Genomic DNA, 16,199 nt, shown 5'->3' on the forward strand with positions numbered 1-16,199 from the left:
CGCAGCAACCCGATGATTTTAAATAACAAATCCGATTACAGGTCGTAGCTCACTTGCAGCCAGAATTGGCGGCCTGGCTCATAGGAGTGCAGCACGCGATCGCCATACACGAAGGTGTCAGACACATTGCGTTTGTTGAGTAAGTTATTCACCTCAACCGAGATCCCGGCACCATAAGCAAAGGCGGGCTGCCAGGTCACTTTGGTATCCCAGCGAAAGTTGCTGGCAAAGTGCGTTTTCTCATATTTCAGCATCTGAGTGCCGGTGTTGGTGTCGGTGTAATACTCATTCTGATAGCGCACCGCTTGATTACGTGCACTGCGCCATTGCCACAGGTTATAGAAGGTAAGGTCGTATTCTTGCCACTGGCTGGTGAGTTCCAGATTAAGTCGCCACGGCGAGTTGAAGTTTGTCGAGGGTAAATCAGCAGCATTAATCACTTTGCCGTCGTACCACACTTTGTCAGAATCCAGTTTGGTGTTCGGGTCAAAGAAGGCATAGCCTTGATCTTTCGGGGTATTACTTTTACTTTGCTGCCAGGTCAGCGAGCTGGTAAAGGCATGGGTGGTTGATGCCAATTCCCAAGGTTTGCTGTTGCTAACAGAGAGTGAGACCGTGTCGTTACTGCTGCGGCCGCCATTATCAAAAGTACGAATACGGGCTTGGTTCGCATCACTTGGATTACGGTATTTGGTGCGGCTGCGCACTTCGTCATAACCTTCACGATGCACATACTGTAAGCGCCATGTGCTCTGCATCACCTGCTGCTGGAGAGCAAAACTCAGTTCGTCGTTATACGGCGTCTTTAAGCTGTCAATGCCTTCAAAGTCTTTCACCCCGTCCCACTCATTCTCGGACGGATCCAGTGAACAGAAGTAATAGCAATGTTCCATACCCGCGTTCTGCGCTTCGTACAGTGCGTAAGTCAGCATCGAGCGGCCATAGTAGCGGTTAGCGCCCGCAATCAGCACGGTATCGCCGGAACCAAACACATCAAGGCTGCTGCTCAGACGCGGTGCAATATTAGTTTTTTGCACAAAGTCATCGCGGTCCAAACGCGCACCTGGGCGCACAGTCAGGCGGCCATATTGCATGCTATCATCCAAAAACAGCGCGTAATTGGTGTAACCGGCCTCATAGTTACCGGCGCGGAAACGGGTGATATAACTGGCTTCGGTCAGGTCAGCGATATCATCCGCCGCGGCACTGAATTTGTAGCGGTAATAGTCGCGTTCCCGGATATAGCGAGCAGTGGTTTTGTTAAGTTCAAAGCCAAGGTTAGGGGCATGTTGTAAGCCCAAGGCATTAAATTCATTAAAACGCAGCACCCCTTTGGCACTGGCGCTGTTCTGGCGAGTGGTCAAATCCCCCTGTCCGCCATTGTTATAAAACTGCGGGTTGCGCCAGTCGGTGTAATAGTCTTCCAGAGTGAAGAAGTCTTTCATGTCATTAGTGCGTTCATCTTTAAGCTGCTGATAACCGGCGGTAAAATCCAGGTTAGCAATATCAAAACGGTGCTCCAATTGGAGTGTGGTGCTCAGCCCATTGTGGTCGTTGTCATAGCCGGAATTAATGACACTGCTGGAGAACAGCGTGCTGGTGTACGCCGAATAATTCGCCGAGAGATGCGCGCTGGTGCGCTCATTAGCATCCCAGGAAAGCTTGGTAAAATAGTTATCCGAAACCCGCTTCTGGCTACGATAGCCGGGCGTGACTGACACCACTTCCAGCTCATTATTTGGCCCCAATTGCAGGCCGCTGCCGCCGGTGGTGTAGGTCGGAATATCAGAAAGGCGCTGTGAGGCGGAAAATACAATGCCCATATTGTCGGTGATACCCGCTTCAAACCAGCCACCATAACTTTGTTTGTTGTACTTCGGCTGATAACGCGCCGGGCGGCTGGTATCGTTTTTTGAACTGTCGAAATCCATATTCGGATCGGTGAAAACCTTGTTCCATGCGGAACGGGTTTCACGATAGAAAACATGGGCGCTGTCCTCACCGCGCCAGCGGCGGCTGGTGACATCCAATGTACCGCCGGTAAAACCGCCAAATTCCACCGGAATGTTGTTGTCGAACACCGTGATACTGTCGATCAGGCGGCTGTCGAGATACATGCCCTGATCACCACTATCGACGCGAGTAATGGTTTCGCCGTTGCCATCACTCGCCGGGTCAATGTCATTATTAAAACTGACACCGTCCAGATTGTAGGCATTTTGATAGCTCGACGAACCATGGATAGAAATAGCGCCGGGCTTGATTTCGCCTTGCGTCATGCTGGTGTTACCGCTATTGGAAAACTGTACCGCCGGGTTGGTGCGCAGTAATTCGGTAATATTGCCGTTACCGGTCGGGCGTTGGCGAATCTCTTCGGAGGTGACCACCTGCGGGGCCGACATCAAATTATCCACCGCAACACGGCCACCGGCCTCCCCCATGACTGAGGTGGTCGGTAACACCATGCTACCCGCGGAAGCGCCCGCCGCCAGCATCGGGCGGATGACGTACCCCTTGCCACTAGAAACCAGCTCTAATCCGCTGCCTGCCAGCAATTGCTGCAATGCCGCGGGCGCGCTGTAGTGACCACTGAGGGCTGGCGCACGCAAATTACGCACATCGGATTCATCGAAAATAACGTGCAGTTGGCCCTGTTGTGCCACCTGCGTGATAGCATTCGCCAACGGTTGTGCCGCCAGATTAAACTGCGCATCCGCCGCCATCACGCCCTGCGTGGTGAATAGCGTTGCCAGCGCCAAAGCAGAGAAAACAGGCATCCCAGAAAATTTCTTTTTATTGTTTATCATCACGCTATTTCTTCCCTAAGAAATGTCAATGCCATGCCAATAAGCACCAGCATCAGGGAAGACGTGATAATGAGAATTATCCTCACCTATGAAATGAACTTTTTTTTACTTTTTATTTAAATCACGGAAAATCATTATGTTACCTTGCGCGTCATGCACCACATTGACCGCCAATAGCAAGGGTAATGAGTCAAGGAACTCATCCGGGTGGTTTAAATCCAGTGAACCAGATACCGGTAACTGCGCCAAACTGGCATCAGTCAGTTCAATTTTACCCTGTCGATAGCGCCGTAATTGGGTCAGTAACTCTCCTAGTGGGCGGTTGCGGAACGATAATTGCCCGCTGCGCCATTCACCGATTTCAGCTACCGCACGTTGGCTGAGCTGCAAGCGTTTTTTCTCTGGCAACAGCCGCGCCGTGTCACCGGCATGCAGCATTACCGCCGCCATATTTGGCCTGCCGGTCATCGCGACAATACCCTCTTTGACCGCCACGGCGACCTCGCCTAAGTCATAACGCACGTCAAATGCGGTTCCGACCACTTTCACTTGGCTCTCACCGGCATAAACAGTGAATGGCCGAGCTTTATTGGCGGCTACTTGTAGGTAAATTTCCCCCTGATCCAGCCAGAGTTGACGATTATCTTTGGCATAATGAACGCGAATCTGCGAATGGCGATTAACATGCACCCGAGTGCCATCTGACAGCACGATTTCGCGGCTGTAATCGGTAGTTTGCAGACTCATATCATTGGTCAGCAACGAGGGCAATTGGCTCATCGGCAGCAACAGAGCAAACAAGAAAAATAACCCTGCGGCGCAGCTGCGTAAGGGCCGCCAACTTCGAGCCTGTTTTGCCGGTTGCGGCGCACTGGCAGGGCGCGGAATCAATGCGCAATCGCCCCAAACCTGCTGCATCTGGCGATAAGCCTCTGCATGGGCAGGGGAATATCGCAGCCACGCGTCCAATTGTTGTTGCTCTTGGTTGGTTAAGCGGCGGGCCTGACTACGGCTGAACCATAACGCCGCTTGTTCATCGATTTCAGCGCTCAGAGAACGGCTCTCATCCATCATGTTGCTCACTCCCTGATTCAGCAACGTGGCGCTTACAATGCAGCAATGCGCCCGCAATATGTTTTTCGACCATACTGACAGAAATTCCCATTCTCTCCGCCACCTCAATTTGTGACAGGCCGTCAAAACGGTGCATCAGAAAAGCCTCGCGGCGGCGTGGGCTGAGGCTATTGAGCGCCTCTTCCAATCGGCTCAGCCGTTGCTGCTGCTCGAGCAAATGCTGTGGATCTGCCCCGGCGGGGGCTTCTTGCTCAACATCATCATCTTCATGGCTTTGTACCAGTGCCATGCGCTGCTTGCCCGCCGCCCGCCAATGATCAATCAGCACTCGATGGGCAATCTTGAAAAGAAATGCCCGCGAATGCTCGACGGGTGTCTGTTTCGCCCGCTTTAACCACAGCGTAAAGACATCGTGCGACAGATCCGTCGCGTCGCTGGCATTATCCAGCCTTTTGCGAAAGAAACTGACCAACTGACCATAAGTGTTCTGGTAAGCCAGGCTCACTTTATTTGATGGCGGTTTATCCATGAATGCATCCGTTAGACAGTACAGCCTCAGGCAGGCGTCGGGCAGTTACGCGGCAACCCTGCGGCATCAGGTACATCAATTCAGTGGCCCACTTTGCTGTAAAAAAGAGATAAAAAATGACAAAACAACAGTCAGTCCCGCGAGGGTGAATACCACGGGGTTTCACTCTTCTAAGGCTGGCGGTTATAAGCGAAAAGCTCATTCAAATGCAAATGATAATCACAATAACTATCAATATGGCTATTGATTTGTATAATCTGTCACTTATTCTCTGGGGCAAAAAACCATATTGACCAACAAAAAACACGCAAAATAAATAATAAAATCATTATTAATCAAATAAATAATTAGAGTTGCAGGAAGGCGGCACCATTATGTCGATAACAAAAAATAACCATGATATTGCAATGGATTTGCCCCGCGGCCAGCCCAAAACGCGCTGGAGTATCAGTTTGCTATTCGGGCTAGGGCTGCACATGCTTGCCGCCGTTTTGATGCTCGGCTGGATAAATAAAATGGCCCCTCAGGGCGTGCTGCCTCCGGCGGTGATGATTGAACTGACGCTGTATCAGCAAGCCAAATCCGCGCCACGCGACATCCCACAGGGGCTACAGCAAAGCATGGCAGCACCCGATGATGCCCCGCCCGAAAAACGGCCTGAAGAATTGCCGAAATTAACTGGCTCGCCAAAAGGCACACATGCGATCCGACCAGAAAAAGTGGTGCAAAAGAAAAAAATAGCGCCAACCAAACCGCGGACAGACACTCCGCTGCCGGTGGTTGCAGAAAAGGCCGCCCCAACCACCAGCGCCCCATTACCTGGCGATAGCCATAAGAATGCCGCGACATTTTCCAGCGTTGCTTCAGCCGCTATCAGTGGAAAAGCCTCGTGGCAGAGTGAGGTGCTGGCCCATCTTTCGCGCTATAAACGCTACCCACGGGAAGCCTTGCGCTACCGCCTGGAAGGGATTAGTCATGTACGCTTTGTCGTTGATCATCAAGGAAAAGTATTAACTGCGGAGTTATTCACCAGCTCTGGCGCTAAAATATTGGACCACGAAGCAATGGCCCTAATTTCCCGCGCCCAACCCTTACCCACTCCCCCCGCCGAGTTGCTGCGCAACGGGGTGATTGAGCTGATAGCGCCGATTGCTTATAACGTGAAAAGTTAAAGCCTTACTGGCGGGTTAAACCCGCCTTTCCGCTCTATCCACTTCAGCGCTGGATCAAATAGCGAATGGTCGGGCCATCTTGCTGAATATCCAATACTGTATAGCCATAATTTCGGGCATCTAACGGAATATTATTAATGGATTGTGGGCAGTCACTGATCACTTCCAGAATTTCACCCGGTTTCAGTTGCGGCATAGCTTCGAGCGTCGCGACTGCCGGGTATGGGCAGGGTTCGCCCACCATATCCAAGCGGTAATCCGGCACGATAGCGGTTGAGATTGCTGTTTTATCAGCGGATGAAGAGTTACTCATGATGGCTCCTTAGCCAAAGAGGATGCGGCAGCTTTCTGTTGGCGGAAGAAGCGTTTTTCCCACCACAGCATGGCGGCAAACGCGATGGCTAACATCAGGTAAGTCACCAGCAACCCACCGATCGGCCCGAAAGTTTCCAGCAGGTTAACTTTGTCATAATTGGTTGCCAATGCTGGGGCAAAATCGTCCCAATAATACGCCAAAATAGTCGCGCCAATAATATTCCCCAACCCCACCCACCAATAGTGAATTTGCCCTTCCACCGCGCGATACATCCAACCGGTTTCACAGCCACCGGCGAGCACGATACCAAAACCAAACAGTAACCCCCCTATCACCGCATTTGGCCCTGCCCACAAAATTTTGGGCGCAACACCCAGTTGGACATAACTGAAAATCCCAATAGCACTGACCGCCATCCCCAGAATAATCGCCTTCGCCATGTGAGTGCGCCCGGTGATCCACAGGTCGCGGAACGCGGAGGTAAAGCAAATCTGCGCCCGTTCTATCAGCAAGCCAAAACCAATTCCACATAGCATGGCGATGCCCAATTTCGGGTGGTGGAATAGCTCAATCAACGACCAACCCAACGCCAGAACAAACACCACCATACCGAGGCGAAAACGCCGTGCAGCCCTGGCGGGATGCTGGGTCAGTGGCGAGGCTGATGTCACTTTTTGCAATTTCACCGGGATACGAAACAGCGGCAACAAAGTGAATTTGGCACCCAAATAGGATCCCGCCGCTGTCGCGAGTGCGAAGAACCAGGCGTGCAGTGAAAACTGTGGAATGCCGGTAAAGAAAGCCGCCAGATTACAGCCCATTGCTAAGCGCGCACCAAAACCGGCGATAATGCCGCCCACCAGCGCTTGAGCAATACGGATACGATGCTGGGGCTTTCGCAATTTCACATTGTTAGCCCACAATGCCGCAGCGATGCAACCGGCAAACATGCCGATGATCATCATGCCATCGATACGATCTAATGGCGTCCCTTCTAATCCGATAACTTTAAAATAACCCCACTCTTGCGGATGCGCGCCAAACAGTTGCATCAGATGGCCGCCCCAGCGAGTGAACTCGCCAGTCACAGCCCAAAAAGTGCCGGTCAAACCAAAGTAATAAGTCGATAAAATACCTGCGGCAATCACTGCTGGCAGAGGGGCCCAGAAGCGCACCAAATATTGAGACTTAAACATCTGCCAGCTCACACTGACACCTCCAAAATACGTGTTGTCACCGACAAGATGAGGGCCATATGCCGCGACGAGAAATAGACCCTCCTATAATAAGCTAATTATTTGGTTAAGGGAGACGCGACATATTGGAAATTAGAGACTAACCAGAAGTTAATCTGTCAGAGGGGAGTTTTGGGCAAAGGATAAGTATTTCGAATCAAAATGGATCATCTTCATCCGAGGATTGATAATCCAGCGCTAAAGCCAGGCGTAAAATAGCGGCCACCGGCTCAAATAAGGGTTCGGGAATGGTATCGCCACAGGCCACATCGCGATGCAATGTCCGTGCTAGCGCAATATTTTCCACGATAGGAATTCCCTGCTGTTGCGCTAATTTGATGATCAATGCCGCCCGTTCGCCTTTGCCTTTTTCAATCACCACCGGAAGCGGGGCATCATCCGGGTGATAAAACAGACACACGGCAAAATGAGTAGGATTACGCACTACCGCCGTGGAGCGCTGAACATTTTTAGCAAAACTGCCACTTTGCACCTCTTGCTGCAACTGCCGCCGTTTCTGCTTAATATGCGGGTCGCCATCACTGTCTTTGTGTTCTCGCTTGACCTCTTCATGAGACATTTTCAGTTGTTTCAGGGTGTTATAGCGTTGAAAGCTATAATCCAGCAGGGAAAAAACACCATAGCAGGCAATCAATGCGCCCAATAGCCAACTCATTAATGTACCGAATACTGGAATAGCGCAGTAACTACCACAATAGGCCAGATAACCAAAAGAGCTGGCATATCGCGCCAATAAATAGCCAAAAATCAGGGTTAATACGCCCACCTTCAGTAATGATTTGGTCAACTCAAATAAACTTCGCAATGAAAAAAGCTGTTTAGCATTATTGATGGGGTTGATATGTTCGCCTTTAAACGCCACCGCCTTGGTGGCTAATAACGGCCCGACCTGCGCCAGACCGGCAATAATCGTCATTAAAATCAGTGCCCCACCCAATATTCCTACAATGTGGATAAGCACCGCCATGCACTCTGACCCAATACGCGCCAGTGCAAAAGTGAAGGGTTGCTGTAATTGTTTGATTGAACTGCGGATGAGCACGCCGACTTGATCGAGCAAAGTGTCGCCCGCCAGAAAAAAATAGGCCACCAGCACCGCCAACTGTATCCCGGAGGTTATCTCGACACTTTTAATCACCTGCCCTTTTTCCCGAGCCTCTCTCAGCCGTTTGGCCGTGGGCTTTTCATTCTTTTCGCTGCTTTCACCGCTCATTATTATCCCCCTTTTATCAGCGGGATAAGTGTGCTTATTTTCTGTTCAGTCTGATTAATACCGACCAAATAGTGATGTAATGCATAAGGCAGACTAATCAGTAACAAAAGCAGGGCCAATGCACTTTTGATCGGCATTGCCAGGAAGAATACATTCAGTTGTTGGGACGAACGATTGATTAATCCTAAAGATAAATCGGCTAAGACCATGACCAACATCGCCGGTAAAGCAAAGCTTAGGCAGAGTTCATACATCAGCCGCCATTCACTTTGCAAAAATTGCAGCATGGCCGATGTGGGCTGGATCCCACTGCCCGCAGGCAAGATGTCATAGGAGCCATAAAGTGCCAACAGCACCAGATTAAATCCACCTGAAATCAGGAACAGGACTGTCAATATTTGTGTAAACAGCACACCAAAAATGGAGGATTCCATCCCCATGCTGGGGTTAAACAACGTCGACATGGTGGCACCGCGTAAGGTGTCAATCAGGAAGCCCGCCATATCAATGGCCCAAAAAGGCAATGCGGCAACAAAACCTATCATTACCCCGATTATCAGCTCAATACATAACAACCAGAACCACCCGCTGAGGTTACCCTGGTGCAGTAAGGTCGTGGCGAAAAACAGCGGAGTGACCGGCAGGGCGATAGCAAAAACCACGCTATTACGCAGTAAGCTGCTGCCCAAACTGCGGGCGGTAAACAGAGGTAATATCAGTAACATACCGTAAGGGCGCATCATCGCCAGCCCCAACGCCCCTAGCCAATGTAGAGAATCATGCATATCAAGACCGCATACTGGTTATCTGCAAAAAGGTCTGCTGGGTATAATTCAACAATGTTGACCCCATCCAATGATAGGTAATCAATAACGTGGCTGATACAGCCAGCAATTTAATCAAAAATTGTAATGTTTGGTCCTGTATTTGGGTGAGCGCCTGTAACAAGCTGACCACCAACCCGACCACCGACGCCACCACCACTACCGGCATTGATAGCAATAAAACTATCCATAACAATTGAGTCGCCAAATGAACCACAATGGCCGTACTCATTGCTGTTTCCTTTGATGGCGATTCACAAGTAAGAGCCTACCAACTGCCCGAGCAGTAGCCCCCAGCCATCTATCAATATAAAAATCAACAGTTTGAATGGGAGTGAAATGGTGATAGGCGAAACCATCATCATCCCCATTGCCAGCAAAATGTTAGAGACAATCAAATCAATCGCCACAAAGGGCAAGTAAAGCAGCAAACCGATTTTGAATGCTTCGGTCAGTTGGCTAAGAGTAAAAGCGGGCATTAATATCAGTAATGAATTGGGTTTTATGGTGTCGCGATAGCGTTCCGGCCATTTGGTTTTGACAATGTCATTGAAAAAATTGACCTGCTCTGCATCGGTATTTCGTTGTAAAAAATCGCGGTAAGGCCCCAGCGCACTCTCATCAATATGATGCAACAAAGCGCCAATATCATTGGGCAGTGGCTCATCCTGGAGGCGAGCATGCACATCCAACCCGACCGGAGCCATAATAAAAATGGTTAACACCAGCGCCAGACCATAAATGGCAATATTGGGCGGTACTTGCTGCACCCCCAGCGCATTACGCAGCAATGAAAAGACAATCGAGAGTTTGAGGAATGATGTCCCCATCACTACCAACAAGGGGAGCAATGACAGGATAAAGAGCAGGACAATTAATTGAGAGGACGAATTCAGCAACTCCATAATCTATTCCGCAAAAACTGACCTGTTGGATAAAGAAGAAGGCCCCTAGTATTTATCGATTCACCGCAATCCCCTATCAGGTCATGGCCTGAATGAACGCCGCTAACCCCGTTGCGGCTTCAAGTGTGCCGACAAATAGTTATCCAAAACAATTGGGGTTGCAGCAAGGCAGCAAGTGAATAAATCCCGATGAGCTGACTCAGGTCAGTGATTCGGGTGAATGAACGCCGCTAACACCGCTGCGGCTTCAAGTGTGCCGACAAATAGTTATCCAAAACAATTGGGGTTGCAGCAAGGCAGCAAGTGAATAAATCCCGATGAGCTGACTCAGGTCAGTGATTCGGGTGAATGAACACCGCTAACACCGCTGCGCCCTCAAGTGTGCCGACAAATAGTTATCCAAAACAATTGGGGTTGCAGCAAGGCAGCAAGTGAATAAATCCCGATGAGCTGACTCAGGTCAGTGATTCGGGTGAATGAACACCGCTAACACCGCTGCGCCCTCAAGTGTGCCGACAAATAGTTATCCAAAACAATTGGGGTTGCAGCAAGGCAGCAAGTGAATAAATCCCGATGAGCTGACTCAGGTCAGTGATTCGGGTGAATGAACGCCGCTAACACCGCTGCGGCTTCAAGTGTGCCGGATAAACCACTGATCGATACGCACCACCATCTGCCCATCACAACACAATAAACTGCCACTGCCGACGATCTGCCCATGCAGCCGGATATTAACCTCACCGTAGAGGTGGGTTTGGCAGGCTAATGTTTGCCCGACATCTAACTGTTTAATGTCACTCAGCGGCAATGTCAGGCGACCAATTTCCATGATCAGTGTTTGTGGTAATTGCTCGAGTTGCACCGCCGGTGGCATTTTTGGCAGCGCGGCGATATCCAGCGCGAGCAACGAGTCAATGTCGTCATTAACTTGTTGAATAATCACTCTATTTCCATCTTCCAGTTTGATATAAATCTGCGGTGATGCCATTGGCCATAACCAACAGTTCCCTTGTTCCCATTCAGCGGCACCGTTGATTCGCACCCCATCCCCTGGCCTGATTTGTTGCAATTGATGCAGTGATAACCGGCTCCACCCGACCACTAGCTCAGCCTGCCACCGGAGGTTATGCTCAGTGGCCAGCTCGCGGTGCCAATCGGAAAAAGTTTCAGCTAACGCCGCCAAAGGCCAGTCATACAACACACCACGCAGTGACTGACCTTCCAGCTCGAAAACCAACACTACCGCCCATTGGGGCAAAAGTGTCATCGCTACTGGCGCGGGGGCGTCAATAGCCAACTCAGGTAGCACGGCAGACAATGGGCTGACCGCCCAAGCGGCCGTGGCGCTGACCAATTCTGCCGCCAGCAAATGGGGGTTGTCGGTAGCCAGTGAAGCTGTCAGCCAGTGATGCCAACAGCTCTGTGATAACCAGAGACCGCACCTCGTGCCAGCATAGTGGAGTGGCAGGTAAATGCCCTCGCCTTCGACCTGCTCCAGTGTGGCGCACACACCGCCGGTATGACGCCCGCGCCCAATGACGGCGCTGATGTCGCGTAATTCAGCCGACAATATCGCCATCATGGGTCACCTCCAACACGCAAGGGAAGCCCAATTGATGAAGTTGCCGCTGCCAGCGAGATTGCAGACGTTGTAGGCGTTCGGCCAAACCACGGTTGCGGTGGCTAAGTACAATCACCAAACCCTGAGCCGCCAGACTGACATGAATCCGAGTGCCAGACAGTGGCCCACTAACGATGCGGTAGTCCGTCTGCATCAGGTTTTCATGACCCAAGTTCGCCATTGCACGGGCCATATCCTGCATGGAAGATGAACTCCGAGGGAGATAGCGGGCAAATTGCTGCTTTTGTCTCTCATTGACTAAATTTTGCCGCTGTTCGCTGCTAAAATGCCCCTCACTGAGCGGCGGTATCGCGCCTTCAATATCGATTCGACTCATCTTTGATTAGCATCCGTAATTTTTCCTGCTCACGCTGATTAGTCCGTAATAGCGCCTGTTGTGCTGTAATGGCGGCTTGCTGTTGTAGCCGTTGAGCCGCCAACTCACAGAATGATTTTTGCAGCCGCCGCTCCGCCTGATAGGCTTGGTGCTGCAAAGCTCTTTGCTCCTGTGCTTCTGCCGGTTTCAGTTCACCGCGCCATTGAGCAAGTATGTGTAATTGCTGACATAGCCCTTGGCGTGTTTGATGGAAGTGCGCTAATTGCTGTTCCTGTTGTTGTTCTTCTTGCTGCAAACTCATTAATTGGCGGCGCAATCGGCGCTCTTTGTGCTGACGCAGAGCCAGTAAACGCAGAAAAATCGCTAATGTGGGATTGATTAACCCAGCGCTCGTGCGAGCTGCGTCAAGGTATGAGTGAGCCCGGCGGTGTCGGTTTTGCATGCGAATAAGGCATTCTCCTGTTGCAAGAAAGCACAAATAGCCGGGTAGCGCTGTAGCGCCTCATCGGCCTGTAAATCCTGCCCTTGCTGATATTCACCCACTCGCACCAGCAATTCGATTTCCTGATAGCAGGCCTGTAAGTGGCGCAGTTTTTGTGCCAATGCCCGATGCTCCACACTGACAATTTGCGGCATGATACGGCTGACACTGGCGGCAATATCAATCGCCGGATAATGCCCAGCCCCCGCCAGTTGCCGCGACAAAACAATGTGCCCATCCAAGAGCGAACGCACCTCATCGGCTATTGGCTCATTCATGTCATCGCCCTCGACCAACACAGTGTAAAAAGCCGTGATGCTCCCACGCTCACTGTTACCCGCCCGTTCAAGTAACCGCGGGAGTGTCGCAAAAACACTGGTGGGGAAACTGCCCATCACCGGCGGTTCCCCCGCCGCCAAGCCAATTTCACGGGCAGCCCGTGCATGGCGGGTGAGCGAATCGGCCATTAACAGCACTTTCAGCCCGCGCTCACGGAAATATTCGGCCACCGTGGTGGCGGTATAAAGGCCTTTTAGCCGCTCCAGTGCTGGGCGGTCGGAAGTGGCCACCACCACCACTGTGCGGGCGCGGGTTTGGGGCGTCAGCACTTGCTCAAGAAATTCCCGCACTTCCCGGCCACGCTCTCCAATCAGCGCCAACACGGTAATATCCGCCGCACACCCCGCACATAACATGCTCAGTAAGCTGCTTTTCCCCACTCCGGCGGCGGCAAAAATCCCCATTCGCTGCCCTTCGCCACAGCTGAGTACGCCATCAATGGCGCGAATACCGGTGGTCAATATTTGCTGGACTGGCTGGCGGGTAAGTGGGTCTGGCGGCGGGCAATCCAACTCACACCAATATCCGGTCAGGGGCGGGCCAGCATCCATTGGCACCCCCAATCCGTCCAATACCCGACCAGCCAAATCATCCCCAACTCTGATGCGGTGTGCATGCCCCAGCGGAGAAACCCATTGACCACATCGCAAGCCAAAGGAAGAGGAAAACGGCGATAACAGTGCCGTTTGCTGCTCAATGGCGACCACTTCAGCCAACCTATTTGGTGAGGCAATTTGGCATAATTCCCCCAATGCCACGCCGGGTAAATGGGCGCGTAACAATGTTGGGCCAACATCCAATATCGGCCCGCAAGACTCTATGCCACTTGGCGGACAAGAGGGTAAGCGCAATTGTTGCTGCAACTGAGCACTTAATCGCGCAATGTCAGGCAGCTTCATCAAGCTCATCGCCGATAAGTTCGATGGTGCCTGCCACCTTAATATTCATTTCATCGCCCAATTCCTGCCAGGAAAGTACCGGTAGCGCAAAAATATCCCGCTCAATGATTTTGCGTAGAAAACGCCGCACATCAATGGTCGTCAGCAGCACGGCATCGGTATTGTCAGCAAACACGTTTTTTATTTTGTCGAGAATCAGCCGCGAATGTTTATCTCCCAGCGCAGAATAAGTCCCCGCTGATGTCTGACGGATAGACTCGCGGATCAGGTTTTCAGCCCCCTCTCCCAGCCGCAATACCCGTAGCCAAGCTTGGTTTTTGCTAAACCGGGCGCACACATGGCGACGTAAGGCGATACGGACATATTCGGTCAGCATAACGATGTCTTTCTCTTTGGGCGCCCACGCCACCAGCGCGCCAAATATGGTGCGCAAATCGCGGATCGAAACATCCTCCTCCACCAACCGTTGCAGTATTTCTGCCACTTTCCCGACCGGCATCTGGCGCTGTAGTTCTTTGACTAACTCGCCATAACGCGCCTCCATGGCATCCATCAAATAACGGGTTTCCTGCACGCCGATAAACTCGGCGGTATGCCGTTCAAGTACCCGCGTGAGGCAATGAATAATGCGCTGATTCCCTTGCACATAAGGAAGCCCCAAGGTGCTGGCATGGTGCGCCTGTTCAGCGGCCAACCACTCAAAAGCCCCCATTTTGATGCCCAGAGTTTGGCTGCGCGTCGCCAGCGCCGCATTGGGCTGAAGCAGTAATAAATCATCAGCAGGTAAGGTCAGTTTCAGCACTTGCTCCTGATAAACCCGAATTGACAGTTCGTTTTCGGCCAATGTCGGAGAACTGCGGACGACCACCTCCGGCAGTGGCACACCAAGATACTCAAACCAGCGCCAGCGCAGGCCATCAATGTCCCGTCCCAAATGGGGATAATGTAAATTGGGCGCGCAATACAGCATCAGGGGCACCGCGCCAGGCGTCATGGTGTTAGCCGACGACGGCATACTCTCGCCGCTGGCACTGACCCCCGCACTCTGCTGCTTTTTCCGATACAGTAAAAACGCGGGGGTGGCGACCAGCGCGGCTAAAGTGATAAAAATCAGGAAAGGAAAACCCGGTAAGAGGGCAAAAACCGTCAAAATGGCTGCCGCCAGCCACAAGGCATCGGGTTGACGCCCCACCTGCACTGCCAAGTCTTTGGCCAGGCTCTGTTTATCACTGCCGGGAACTCGGGTAACAATAATCCCGGCGGTGATAGAAATAAGTAATGACGGGATTTGCGCACATAAGCCATCCCCGACGGATAACACTGCATAAGTGGTCATCGCCTGTTCCGCCGACATATTATGTTGCAGCACACCAATAGTGATGCCGCCAATAATATTCACCAGAATGACAATAATGCCGGCGATGGCGTCCCCTTTAACAAACTTCATCGCCCCGTCCATGGCACCAAACAGGCGGCTTTCTTTTTGCACCCGCTCGCGCAATCGCCCGGCTTCAGCGGAGTCGATCACCCCGGCTCGCATATCGCCGTCAATACTCATTTGCTTGCCCGGCATGCCATCAAGTGAAAAGCGGGCGCTAACTTCGGCGACGCGCTCCGATCCTTTGGTAATCACGATAAACTGCACCACGGTGATGATGGTAAAAATGATCAACCCCACCGCCAAATTGCCCCCGACCACAAATTGGCCGAATGCCTCGACAATTTCACCGGCATCATGCTGGAGCAAGACCAGCCGTGTGGTGCTGATGGTAAGTGCCAATCGATAAAGTGTGGTGATAAGTAACAGCGACGGGAAAACCGAGAATTCAAGCGGATCACGCAGATAAATTGAGATCATCAGTAGGATGACGGAGAACGCGAGGTTAACCGCAATCAGCACATCCACCATGATGGTGGGCAGTGGCAGGATCATCATAAAGATCGCCACCAGCAACATGATCGCTAAGAAAACATCCTGCCGCGCCGTTATCATCATTAAACCGCGCGTCAGTGCCGATTCTCTCATCGGTATTCTCCTGGCAAGCGGCGGAGTAAAGCACATTGTTGCTGATAAAGCTGATACCAGCACTCAGCTCCTGACGCCGCCGGGGGAGAGCAGCTGACCATCATGCCCATGTTCAATAAGTAAATACGCTGAGGTACCCCATTAAAACGTTCGAGCTGCCAGCATTCCTGTAGCAGCAATAAGTCCTCATGGTGATAATGCCGATGTTGCACACCCGTGGTCAGTAAGAGCCGCCCGTTGCGCCACTCGAGGTAAATCCGCCGCGGCCCTATCTGCCATTCCATGCACGCGGTTATTGCCGAACAGGGTAATTCCGCCATCTGGATAAACAGCTGGAGGTTACGGGTCGCGACTAAATCCATTTCCATCACCCGAAGCCCATTGATATACATTATTGAAA

Annotated in this window: 16 protein-coding genes; 1 reads left to right on the forward strand and 15 read right to left on the reverse strand. The window is 51.6% G+C overall.

Features of this window, described 5'->3' with window-relative positions:
* Nucleotides 1–35: 35 nt before the first annotated feature.
* The 3 genes from DX162_RS04370 to DX162_RS04380 form a co-directional block, all read right to left on the reverse strand.
* Nucleotides 36–2,807 (reverse strand): TonB-dependent receptor, encoded by a 2,772-nt coding sequence (locus tag DX162_RS04370; RefSeq protein ID WP_004391793.1) that lies wholly within the window; start codon nucleotides 2,805–2,807, stop codon nucleotides 36–38.
* A 105-nt stretch (nucleotides 2,808–2,912) separates the two neighbouring features.
* On the reverse strand, nucleotides 2,913–3,881 hold the full coding sequence (locus DX162_RS04375) for a FecR family protein (protein WP_032820411.1): 969 nt from the start codon (nucleotides 3,879–3,881) through the stop codon (nucleotides 2,913–2,915).
* On the reverse strand, nucleotides 3,871–4,410 hold the full coding sequence (locus DX162_RS04380; protein ID WP_004391791.1) for an RNA polymerase sigma factor: 540 nt from the start codon (nucleotides 4,408–4,410) through the stop codon (nucleotides 3,871–3,873). The genes DX162_RS04375 and DX162_RS04380 overlap by 11 nt, the downstream gene beginning before the upstream one ends.
* Before the next feature lie 452 nt (nucleotides 4,411–4,862).
* Here DX162_RS04380 and DX162_RS04385 point away from each other — a divergent pair, with 452 nt between their 5' ends.
* A complete protein-coding gene (locus DX162_RS04385; RefSeq protein ID WP_032820438.1) occupies nucleotides 4,863–5,582 on the forward strand; it encodes a TonB family protein in 720 nt (239 codons plus the stop codon).
* Nucleotides 5,583–5,625: 43 nt separating this feature from the next.
* On the opposite strand, the gene yedF is transcribed toward DX162_RS04385, so the two are convergent.
* The 12 genes from yedF to DX162_RS04445 form a co-directional block, all read right to left on the reverse strand.
* Complete coding sequence (gene yedF, locus DX162_RS04390; RefSeq protein ID WP_050413821.1) at nucleotides 5,626–5,895, reverse strand: sulfurtransferase-like selenium metabolism protein YedF; 270 nt, start codon at nucleotides 5,893–5,895, stop codon at nucleotides 5,626–5,628.
* Nucleotides 5,892–7,106, reverse strand: coding sequence for a selenium metabolism membrane protein YedE/FdhT (gene yedE, locus DX162_RS04395; protein WP_004391788.1), 1,215 nt, complete (start codon nucleotides 7,104–7,106; stop codon nucleotides 5,892–5,894). The genes yedF and yedE overlap by 4 nt, the downstream gene beginning before the upstream one ends.
* Nucleotides 7,107–7,290: 184 nt before the next feature.
* A complete protein-coding gene (locus DX162_RS04400; protein ID WP_004391787.1) occupies nucleotides 7,291–8,367 on the reverse strand; it encodes an EscU/YscU/HrcU family type III secretion system export apparatus switch protein in 1,077 nt (358 codons plus the stop codon).
* A gap of 2 nt (nucleotides 8,368–8,369) precedes the next feature.
* Nucleotides 8,370–9,152 carry an EscT/YscT/HrcT family type III secretion system export apparatus protein gene (locus DX162_RS04405; protein ID WP_004391786.1) on the reverse strand — a complete coding sequence of 261 codons (783 nt, stop codon included), beginning with the start codon at nucleotides 9,150–9,152 and terminating at the stop codon, nucleotides 8,370–8,372.
* A gap of 1 nt (nucleotide 9,153) precedes the next feature.
* On the reverse strand, nucleotides 9,154–9,423 hold the full coding sequence (locus DX162_RS04410; RefSeq protein ID WP_004391785.1) for an EscS/YscS/HrcS family type III secretion system export apparatus protein: 270 nt from the start codon (nucleotides 9,421–9,423) through the stop codon (nucleotides 9,154–9,156).
* A gap of 22 nt (nucleotides 9,424–9,445) precedes the next feature.
* Entirely contained in the window at nucleotides 9,446–10,096 is a 651-nt protein-coding gene (sctR, locus tag DX162_RS04415) for a type III secretion system export apparatus subunit SctR (RefSeq protein ID WP_004391784.1), read from the reverse strand.
* Between the two features lie 631 nt (nucleotides 10,097–10,727).
* Nucleotides 10,728–11,678, reverse strand: a complete 951-nt coding sequence (locus tag DX162_RS04420) for a YscQ/HrcQ family type III secretion apparatus protein (RefSeq protein ID WP_032820410.1) — start codon at nucleotides 11,676–11,678, stop codon at nucleotides 10,728–10,730.
* Complete coding sequence (locus DX162_RS04425; RefSeq protein WP_032820409.1) at nucleotides 11,656–12,054, reverse strand: hypothetical protein; 399 nt, start codon at nucleotides 12,052–12,054, stop codon at nucleotides 11,656–11,658. Before DX162_RS04425 ends, DX162_RS04420 begins: the two co-directional genes overlap by 23 nt.
* Nucleotides 12,035–12,355 carry a type III secretion protein gene (locus DX162_RS04430; RefSeq protein ID WP_080987359.1) on the reverse strand — a complete coding sequence of 107 codons (321 nt, stop codon included), beginning with the start codon at nucleotides 12,353–12,355 and terminating at the stop codon, nucleotides 12,035–12,037. The genes DX162_RS04425 and DX162_RS04430 overlap by 20 nt, the downstream gene beginning before the upstream one ends.
* Nucleotides 12,356–12,432: 77 nt before the next feature.
* Nucleotides 12,433–13,773 carry an EscN/YscN/HrcN family type III secretion system ATPase gene (locus DX162_RS04435; RefSeq protein WP_032820408.1) on the reverse strand — a complete coding sequence of 447 codons (1,341 nt, stop codon included), beginning with the start codon at nucleotides 13,771–13,773 and terminating at the stop codon, nucleotides 12,433–12,435.
* Nucleotides 13,760–15,799: an EscV/YscV/HrcV family type III secretion system export apparatus protein gene (locus DX162_RS04440; protein WP_032820407.1), complete on the reverse strand. Its 2,040-nt coding sequence runs from the start codon at nucleotides 15,797–15,799 to the stop codon at nucleotides 13,760–13,762. Before DX162_RS04440 ends, DX162_RS04435 begins: the two co-directional genes overlap by 14 nt.
* Nucleotides 15,796–16,167 (reverse strand): type III secretion system protein, encoded by a 372-nt coding sequence (locus DX162_RS04445; protein WP_032820434.1) that lies wholly within the window; start codon nucleotides 16,165–16,167, stop codon nucleotides 15,796–15,798. Before DX162_RS04445 ends, DX162_RS04440 begins: the two co-directional genes overlap by 4 nt.
* Nucleotides 16,168–16,199 lie beyond the last annotated feature (32 nt).

Origin of the sequence: Yersinia kristensenii, from assembly GCF_900460525.1 — a bacterium.
GTDB lineage: Bacteria > Pseudomonadota > Gammaproteobacteria > Enterobacterales > Enterobacteriaceae > Yersinia > Yersinia kristensenii.

Excerpts from the sequence above, each read along its gene's own strand:
- DX162_RS04435 (WP_032820408.1), bottom strand. The coding sequence starts at position 13,773 with ATGAAGCTGCCTGACATTGCGCGATTAAGTGCTCAGTTGCAGCAACAA.
- DX162_RS04440 (WP_032820407.1), bottom strand. The coding sequence starts at position 15,799 with ATGAGAGAATCGGCACTGACGCGCGGTTTAATGATGATAACGGCGCGG.
- DX162_RS04445 (WP_032820434.1), bottom strand. The coding sequence starts at position 16,167 with ATGGAAATGGATTTAGTCGCGACCCGTAACCTCCAGCTGTTTATCCAG.
- DX162_RS04400 (WP_004391787.1), bottom strand. The coding sequence starts at position 8,367 with ATGAGCGGTGAAAGCAGCGAAAAGAATGAAAAGCCCACGGCCAAACGG.
- DX162_RS04380 (WP_004391791.1), bottom strand. The coding sequence starts at position 4,410 with ATGGATAAACCGCCATCAAATAAAGTGAGCCTGGCTTACCAGAACACT.
- DX162_RS04425 (WP_032820409.1), bottom strand. The coding sequence starts at position 12,054 with ATGAGTCGAATCGATATTGAAGGCGCGATACCGCCGCTCAGTGAGGGG.
- DX162_RS04375 (WP_032820411.1), bottom strand. The coding sequence starts at position 3,881 with ATGATGGATGAGAGCCGTTCTCTGAGCGCTGAAATCGATGAACAAGCG.
- DX162_RS04420 (WP_032820410.1), bottom strand. The coding sequence starts at position 11,678 with ATGATGGCGATATTGTCGGCTGAATTACGCGACATCAGCGCCGTCATT.
- DX162_RS04430 (WP_080987359.1), bottom strand. The coding sequence starts at position 12,355 with ATGAGTTTGCAGCAAGAAGAACAACAACAGGAACAGCAATTAGCGCAC.
- sctR (WP_004391784.1), bottom strand. The coding sequence starts at position 10,096 with ATGGAGTTGCTGAATTCGTCCTCTCAATTAATTGTCCTGCTCTTTATC.
- DX162_RS04405 (WP_004391786.1), bottom strand. The coding sequence starts at position 9,152 with ATGCATGATTCTCTACATTGGCTAGGGGCGTTGGGGCTGGCGATGATG.
- DX162_RS04410 (WP_004391785.1), bottom strand. The coding sequence starts at position 9,423 with ATGAGTACGGCCATTGTGGTTCATTTGGCGACTCAATTGTTATGGATA.
- yedF (WP_050413821.1), bottom strand. The coding sequence starts at position 5,895 with ATGAGTAACTCTTCATCCGCTGATAAAACAGCAATCTCAACCGCTATC.
- DX162_RS04370 (WP_004391793.1), bottom strand. The coding sequence starts at position 2,807 with ATGATAAACAATAAAAAGAAATTTTCTGGGATGCCTGTTTTCTCTGCT.